The 7,542-nt window shown below is 60.3% G+C and carries 6 protein-coding genes and 2 pseudogenes; 6 read left to right on the top strand and 2 right to left on the bottom strand.

From position 1 onward, the window contains the following. Window positions 1-173: 173 nt before the first annotated feature. On the bottom strand, window positions 174-770 hold the full coding sequence (locus ADG881_RS17105) for a TetR/AcrR family transcriptional regulator (RefSeq protein ID WP_007148482.1): 597 nt from the start codon (window positions 768-770) through the stop codon (window positions 174-176). A gap of 335 nt (window positions 771-1,105) precedes the next feature. Between ADG881_RS17105 and ADG881_RS17100 the strand changes: the two genes are divergently transcribed. From ADG881_RS17100 to ADG881_RS17085, 5 genes and pseudogenes are all read left to right on the top strand, one after another. Continuing rightward, window positions 1,106-2,902 carry an acyclic terpene utilization AtuA family protein gene (locus ADG881_RS17100; protein ID WP_007149288.1) on the top strand — a complete coding sequence of 599 codons (1,797 nt, stop codon included), beginning with the start codon at window positions 1,106-1,108 and terminating at the stop codon, window positions 2,900-2,902. 68 nt (window positions 2,903-2,970) lie between these two features. Further along, window positions 2,971-3,222, top strand: a pseudogene (locus tag ADG881_RS17905) (SDR family NAD(P)-dependent oxidoreductase); the annotation flags it as partial. A 46-nt stretch (window positions 3,223-3,268) separates the two neighbouring features. Continuing rightward, window positions 3,269-3,841, top strand: a complete 573-nt coding sequence (locus tag ADG881_RS17095) for an SDR family oxidoreductase (RefSeq protein WP_007150309.1) — start codon at window positions 3,269-3,271, stop codon at window positions 3,839-3,841. Continuing rightward, window positions 3,841-5,451 carry an acyl-CoA carboxylase subunit beta gene (locus ADG881_RS17090; protein ID WP_007148433.1) on the top strand — a complete coding sequence of 537 codons (1,611 nt, stop codon included), beginning with the start codon at window positions 3,841-3,843 and terminating at the stop codon, window positions 5,449-5,451. The genes ADG881_RS17095 and ADG881_RS17090 overlap by 1 nt, the downstream gene beginning before the upstream one ends. Window positions 5,452-5,652: 201 nt before the next feature. Then, the gene (locus ADG881_RS17085) at window positions 5,653-6,810 is read left to right on the top strand and encodes an acyl-CoA dehydrogenase family protein (RefSeq protein WP_007149025.1); all 1,158 of its coding nucleotides are present in this window, start codon (window positions 5,653-5,655) and stop codon (window positions 6,808-6,810) included. Here ADG881_RS17085 and ADG881_RS17080 read toward each other — a convergent pair. Then, window positions 6,767-7,183 (bottom strand): DUF2066 domain-containing protein, encoded by a 417-nt coding sequence (locus tag ADG881_RS17080; protein ID WP_007148951.1) that lies wholly within the window; start codon window positions 7,181-7,183, stop codon window positions 6,767-6,769. The genes ADG881_RS17085 and ADG881_RS17080 overlap by 44 nt on opposite strands. A gap of 227 nt (window positions 7,184-7,410) precedes the next feature. Here ADG881_RS17080 and ADG881_RS17790 point away from each other — a divergent pair. Then, window positions 7,411-7,542: pseudogene (locus ADG881_RS17790) on the top strand (phosphoribosylformylglycinamidine cyclo-ligase); the annotation flags it as partial.

Genomic DNA, 7,542 nt, shown 5'->3' with positions numbered 1-7,542 from the left:
CAGCGCCTCGATTCTCGCTTTTGCCTCTTCCAGAGTGAATTTTCCCGGCAAAGACTGCCCATTGGGTTTGGCAATCAGGTAATGATGCACATCCAGCGCCCAGGTCTGCCGGTTCAGCTCGCCCTCCTCGATGATGGAGTAACCGGTTTTCCCCCAGGCTATGGCATTACCAATCATGGTGCGGACTCACCAATGACCCGGGCCAGCATGATATCGGCCAGGTCATCCAGGCTCAGCGGGCCTTCGCGATCAAACCAGTTCGGCGCCCAGCCGGTCATCCCCGTCAGCAGACGACGAATAATGAAGGGGTCCGTGGTGAATGCGCCCTGATCGTGCAATTCCGACAATACATCCAGCCACAGCTGCTCATAAATACCGCGCAATTTGAGTGCTCGGGCCTGCTTGTCTGCACTCAGGCAACGCCATTCGGTGACCATCACGGTCATCGCCTCAGCCGTATCACCCACAATGGACTGCAGCTCCGCCCGAATCAGCGCCCGCAATTGCTCCTTGCCGGTCGCATGGGACGCCACCGCCTGGCGCAGCCGCTCGGTATTGAAGTGAATCACCTCCTCCATCACCGCATAGAGGATATCCTCTTTGGTCTTGAAGTGATGAAAGATGGAACCGCTTTGAATCCCCACCGACGCCGCAATATCACGGACCGTGGTGCGGTCGAACCCCTTGTCCCGAAACAGGTGAGCTGCCGCACTGAGCAGACGCCCGCGGGGAGAATCATCGATTCCATTAATTGCCAGTGACTCAGCCATTGGTACCCTCTTTTATGTATCCCCGCATTATCCCGATTCCGGGCTGCAAGCTGCAAGGGCAGCACCATCACCATGCTCCCTATAAAAACTGTAGGAGCGCCACTTGAGGCGCGAACCACTCAGCTCGAGTTACGCGGAGCAAGTTTCAAAAGAAAGACCCAACTCCCGAGCGCCGACTCCGCAACTCGCGTCTCTGCAAAGCCTGTTCGCGCCTCAAGTGGCGCTCCTACAGCGGCATTCGAATAAATGCGCCGTCGACCCTCCAAGCCCTTTACAAACCAAGCGCTTGCTTGGTAGCTTACGAGACCATGAACTTACACGCAAATGGAGCCACCATGTCAAAGCCTGTTCGCATCGGTTGTGCCGCCGGATTCTGGGGCGATACCAACAGCGCTGCCTTCCAGCTGGTTCACCAGACCGAGCTGGATTACCTGGTGTTCGACTACCTGGCCGAGGTGACCCTGTCGATCATGGCCGGGGCACGGATGAAAGACCCCAGCGCAGGCTATGCCCACGACTTTGTCACCAATGTGATGGCCCCGCTGGCCAAGGACATCAAGGCGAAAAACATCAAGGTGATCAGCAACGCCGGCGGCGTAAATCCCCGTGCTTGCCGCGATGCCCTGCACAAAGCGTTTGCGGCCGCAGGCGTGGAAATGAAGATTGCCCTGGTAGAAGGGGACGACCTGAATACACGCCGCGACGATTTTGCCAACGTAACCGAACTGGACAGTGGCGCCCCCCTGCCCCCCATGACGGTCACCATGAACGCCTACCTGGGCGCCCTGCCCATCAAGGCGGCGCTGGATGCCGGCGCCGACATCGTGCTCACCGGCCGCATTGCCGACTCCGCCGTGGTGCTGGGCCCGCTGATGCACGAGTTCGACTGGTCCGCCGAGGATTACGACAAGCTGGCCCAGGGGTCACTGGCCGGGCACGTGATCGAATGCGGCGCCCAATGCACCGGCGGCAACTTCACCGACTGGCGCGACGTACCGGACTTCCACAACATGGGGTTCCCGGTGGCCGAATGCCATGCGGATGGCCACTTTGTGATCACCAAGCCTGACAACACCGGTGGTTTGGTCACCTGCGCCACCGTGGGCGAGCAGATCGTGTACGAAATTGGCGACCCCCGGGCCTATTTACTGCCAGACGTGGTCTGCGATTTTACCCAGGTGACACTGGAGCAGGTCGGCGAGCATCGGGTCAGCGTCTCCGGCGCCCGGGGCCTGCCCCCCACGGACAGCTATAAAGTCTCCGCCACCTACCCGGACGGCAACCGGATTACCGCCTCCTTTTTGATGGGGGGCATCGATGCACCCGCCAAAGGCCAGGTGGTTGCCGACGCCATACTCAAAAAAGTGGCCGGCCTCTTTCAGCAGCTCGGCATAGCCCCGTTCCGCGATACCAGTGTGGAAGTGCTCGGCAGCGAAAGCACCTATGGCGCCAATGCCCGCCGCGCGGACACTCGTGAAGTGGTGGTCAAAATCGCCGCCCTGCACGATGACAAGAAAGCCCTGGGCCTGTTTGCCCGGGAAATCGCCCAGGCCGCCACCGGCATGGCACCGGGCCTTTCCGGCCTGGTGGGCGGGCGCCCCAAACCCATCCCGCGCATCCGCCTGTTTTCTACCCTGGTAGAAAAAAGCGCGGTCACCGCCACCGTGGATCTGGACGGCAACACGCACTCCGTCGACATGCCCACCGGTCAGGTCTTTGATGCCAGCGCCCTGCCCCAGGACACGGATTACGGCACCGCCAACGGCGATACTGACACCGGCACCACAGTGCCACTGGTCAAACTGGCCTGGGCCCGCAGTGGTGACAAGGGCAACCATGCCAACATCGGCGTCATCGCCCGCAAGGCGGAATACTTGCCTTACCTGAATGCGGCGTTGACCGAACAAGCCGTGGCCACTTACATGCAGCACGTGCTGGATCCGGACGCAGGCAGCGTTCACCGCTGGTCCATGCCGGGCATGAATGCCTTCAACTTTCTGCTGAAAAATGCCCTGGGCGGCGGCGGCATCGCCTCGCTGCGCATTGACCCGCAAGGCAAGGCCTTTGCCCAGCAGTTACTGGATATGCCTATCTCCGTCAGCCAGACCATCGCTGACGAAGTAGGCAAATAACGTTGATTTTAGCGTGCTGCATGCAGCGTGACGCATGCAGGCACCTTTAGGACTTCAAGGACTAAAACATGTCATACCGTTCCGTCTTTAAAGAAAACCTGTTTGCCGGCCAGAACATCATTGTCACCGGCGGCGGCTCCGGCATTGGCCGTTGCACCGCCCACGAACTGGCGGCCCTGGGCGCCCGTGTCGTACTCATCGGCCGCAAACAGGAAAAGCTGGATGCCGTGGCCGCCGAAATTGCCGAAGACGGCGGACAGGCGCTGGGCTTTTCTTGTGATATCCGTGATGAAGAAGCGGTAAAAGCCACCGTCGGCGACGTCTACAAGGCTGTAGACGTGGTCCACGGTCTGGTCAACAACGCCGGTGGCCAATTCCCTTTCTCCGCTGGCCTTGATCAGTCAGAAAGGCTGGGAAACCGTGGTGCGCACCAACCTGACCGGCGGCTTTCTGATGGCCCGGGAAGTGTTTCTGCAGGGCATGAACAAAAACGGCGGCGCCATCGTCAACATTGTCGCCGACATGTGGGGCGGCATGCCGGGCATGGGCCACTCCGGCGCCGCTCGCGCGGGCATGGTCAACTTCACCCAGACCTCTGCCTACGAATGGGGCAGCTGCGGTGTGCGCGTCAACGCCGTCGCACCGGGCTGGATCATGTCCAGCGGCATGGACACCTACCCTGATGGTTTTAAAGAGACGCTTAAAACCTTGCGCGCCGCTGTGCCCCTGCAACGCATGGGCAATGAATCGGAAGTCTCCGGCGCGATCTGCTTCCTGCTCAGCGATGCTTCCGCCTTTATCAGCGGCGACACCCTGCGCATCGACGGCGCCGCCAGCCAGGGCAATGTGGCGATCTTCCCGCTGCCCGCCCACGACAAGAGCAAGCCGTTCGATGGCTTCCACCGTGCCACCACCCCGGACGTGTTCAAGGATCTCTAATGGCGACTCTCGACAGCGCACTTGACCCCAACAGCGAAGAATACCGCCAGAACCGCGACGCCTTACTCGCGGCCGTGGAGGAATTCCGTGCCATCGAACAGGCCGTGGTGGATACCGCGGAAAGCAAACGCGCCAAGTTTGAAAAACGTGGCCAGCTGCTTCCCCACGAACGCATCTCCCGGCTGCTGGATGCAGGCTCCCCGTTTTTAAGCCTGATGAATCTGGCCGGCTACAAGATGCACGACGACAAGGACGGCACCGAAGCCGGAGGCAGTACCATTGCCGGCATTGGCTATGTGTCCGGTGTCCGTTGCCTGGTCACCGCCTCCAACTCGGCCATCAAGGGCGGCACCATTTCCCCCTCCGGCCTGCACAAAACCCTGCGCCTGCAGCGCATTGCGCTGGAGAACAAACTGCCGGTGGTCAGCCTGGTGGAATCCGGCGGTGCCAACCTGAACTACGCCGCAGAAGTCTTCGTGGATGGCGCCCGCACCTTTGCCAACCAGGCACGCCTGTCCGCCGCAGGCATCCCTCAAATTACCGTGGTGCACGGTAACGCCACCGCCGGCGGCGCCTATCAACCGGGCCTGTCTGATTACGTGGTAGTGGTTCGCGAACGGGCCAAGATGTTCCTGGCCGGCCCGCCCCTGCTGAAGGCAGCCACTGGGGAAATTGCCACCGACGAAGAACTGGGTGGCGCAGAGATGCATGCGGGTACGGCCGGCACAGCCGAGTACCTGGCGCAATCCGATGCAGACGGCATCAGCCAGGCTCGGGATCTGGTGAAACTACTGGGCTGGCGCCGGGCGGCAGCAACCGCTCCCGAGCATGAAGAACCCAAATTCCCGCCGGAAGAACTGCTCGGCGTGGTCCCCGCCGATGCCAAGAAACCCTACGATGTACGCGAAATCATCGCCCGCGTCGTTGATGGTTCTGATTTCCTGGACTTCAAGAACGAATGGGACAGCGCCACCGTCTGCGGCTGGAGCACGATCGAAGGCAACCCCGTGGGCATCATCGGCAACAACGGCCCGATTACGCCGCGCGGTGCAGCCAAGGCCGCCCAGTTTATCCAGCTCTGTGACCAGACCCGTCGCCCCTTACTGTTCCTTCACAACACCACCGGTTTCATGGTCGGTACCGACGCAGAACAGAACGGGGTCATCAAGAACGGCTCGAAAATGCTGCAGGCTGTGGCCAACGCACGGGTGCCGAAAATTTCCGTGCTGGTGGGCGGCTCCTACGGCGCCGGCAACTATGCCATGTGCGGCCGGGGACTGGATCCACGCTTCATCTTTGCCTGGCCCAATTCCAAAGTCGCGGTCATGGGTGGCCAGCAGGCCGGCATGGTGTTGCGCATTGTGGCCGAGGGAAAACAGCGGGCCAACGGTATCGAACCGGACCCGAAAGTCCTCGACATGCTACAGCAGACCACCGCCCAGAAACTCGACAGCCAGTCCACGGCACTCTACGGCACGGCGCGGTTGTGGGACGACGGCATTATCGACCCCCGCGACACTCGCCGGGTGGTGGCCTACGCCCTGGATATTTGCGATGACGCAGAACAGCGCCAGCTACACCCGAATTCATTCGGGGTGGCGAGACTTTAAAGGCAGTTGAATGTTCAAAGTTCAAAAGCGCGAGTTGTGCAGTGGCAAACGAACACGGCTCTGCCCGCGTACAAAAAATTCAGCGCGCCTACCAATGGCTTCAGTCAATGACATACCAGTGCCGCGTTTCAACTTTGAACTTTGAACTTTTAACTTTCAACTCAAACAACCGAACATAACGAACACAACAGGGAGCCTCCCATGCAATTCACTCAGGAACACGAAGAACTTCGCCGTACAGTCCGTAATTTTGTCGACAAGGAACTGAACCCCCATGTCCGTGAATGGGAAGACGCTGGCCGTTTCCCGATTCATGAAGTGTTCAAGAAAATGGGCGATCTGGGTCTGCTCGGTGTAACCAAGCCGGAAGAGTTTGGCGGCATGGGGCTGGACTACTCCTACGGCATGGTTATGAGCGAAGAAATGGGCCGGGTCCATTGTGGCGGCGTACCGCTGGCCGTGGGTGTACAGACCGACATGGCCACTCCAGCCATCGCCCGCTTCGGCTCCGATGAACTGCGTCGTGACTACCTGGCCCCCGCCATCGCCGGCGACATGGTGGCCTCCATCGCGGTTTCCGAACCCCATGCAGGTTCCGATGTGGCAGCCGTGAAAACCACCGCGGTCAAAGACGGCGATGACTACCTGATCAACGGCACCAAAATGTGGATCACCAATTCGCCCAGTGCCGATTTTTTCTGCCTGTTGGCCAACACCTCCGACGCCAAGCCCCACGTCAACAAATCCCTGATCGTGGTGCCCAAGGATGCCGCCGGCATCACCGTGGACAAGCCTCTGAACAAGCTGGGCATGCGTTCTTCGGAAACCGCCCAGGTGTTCTTCGATAACGTGCGCGTGCCCCAGCGCAACCTGATCGGTCAGGAAGGCATGGGCTTCATGATGCAGATGATGCAGTTCCAGGAAGAGCGTTTGTTTGCCGCCGCCAACAGCCTCAAGGGCATGGAGCATGTGATCGATGAAACCATCGCCTACGCCAAGGACCGCAAAGTCTTCGGCATGTCGCTGATCGATAACCAGAGTGTGCATTTCCGCCTGGCCGAATTGCAGACCGAAGTGGAAGCCCTGCGCGCCCTCACCTACCAGGCCTGCGAAATGTATGTGAACGGCAAGGACGTCCTGCAGCTGGCCTCCATGGCCAAACTGAAAGTGGGCCGCCTGAGCCGCGAAGTGGCCGACAGCTGCCTTCAGTACTGGGGCGGCAATGGTTTCATGTGGGAAAACCCCGCCGGCCAGCTCTACCGTGATGGTCGCCTGGGCTCCATCGGCGGCGGCGCCGACGAAGTCATGCTGGGCATTATCTGCAAGACCATGGACATTCTGCCGGGCAAGAAAAAATAACAGCAGGCAAAACCCTCCGTAGGAGCGGCCGGGGTATTCCCCACACCGATGCGCCCTGCTCCGCCATGAAGGCCATCAGGCCATTCACGTCATAACGGGCCTGCAAGGCACTGCTGCCATCATCCAGCGTGTTGTAATCGTAGCGGGTCACCCAACGATCCAGCCGCGAGGCCGCCTCACTGGCCACCGCCTCATTGAGTACATCCCGCTGCCCACTCAGACGCACCAGCATCTGCTCCAGGCCCTCGGCCAGCGCGTCCTGCCGCTGCGCGTCGCCACGGCCATCCACCGGCACCTGCACTGTATCCAGCGATTCCGCCTGGGCCAGCAGGCTCCATCCTAACAACACGGCCAACAATCCAATAAAACGCATGGGCGCTCATTCCAACCGAAAATTCAAGCGCGCTATTATCACCTATTCACCTCAGCCACGCGAACCCGTTTCCGGCAAATCACAGGGCAAATCACTGAGCGAAACGACCTTCTCAGTCAGACGAAACCCGCTTTCGCTGAGTTTAACGCCCCAAGGCGTCACGCAGAGGTTCCCCAGCAGGCAGGCCCGTTGCTAGAATACGCGCCTTCACCAACCCGGAGCCCCCCATGACCGAACAGAAACGGCCACTGACGTACCGTGACGCAGTGTCGATATCGACGCCGGTAACGAGCTGGTTAAACGCATCGCCCCTGTTGCCAAGCGGACCCGTCGCCCGGAAGTGCTGGGCGGTCTCGGCG

Origin of the sequence: Alcanivorax sp. DG881 (assembly GCF_000155615.1) — a bacterium.
Classification (GTDB): domain Bacteria; phylum Pseudomonadota; class Gammaproteobacteria; order Pseudomonadales; family Alcanivoracaceae; genus Alcanivorax.
This window is presented reverse-complemented; position numbering and strand designations above follow the sequence as displayed.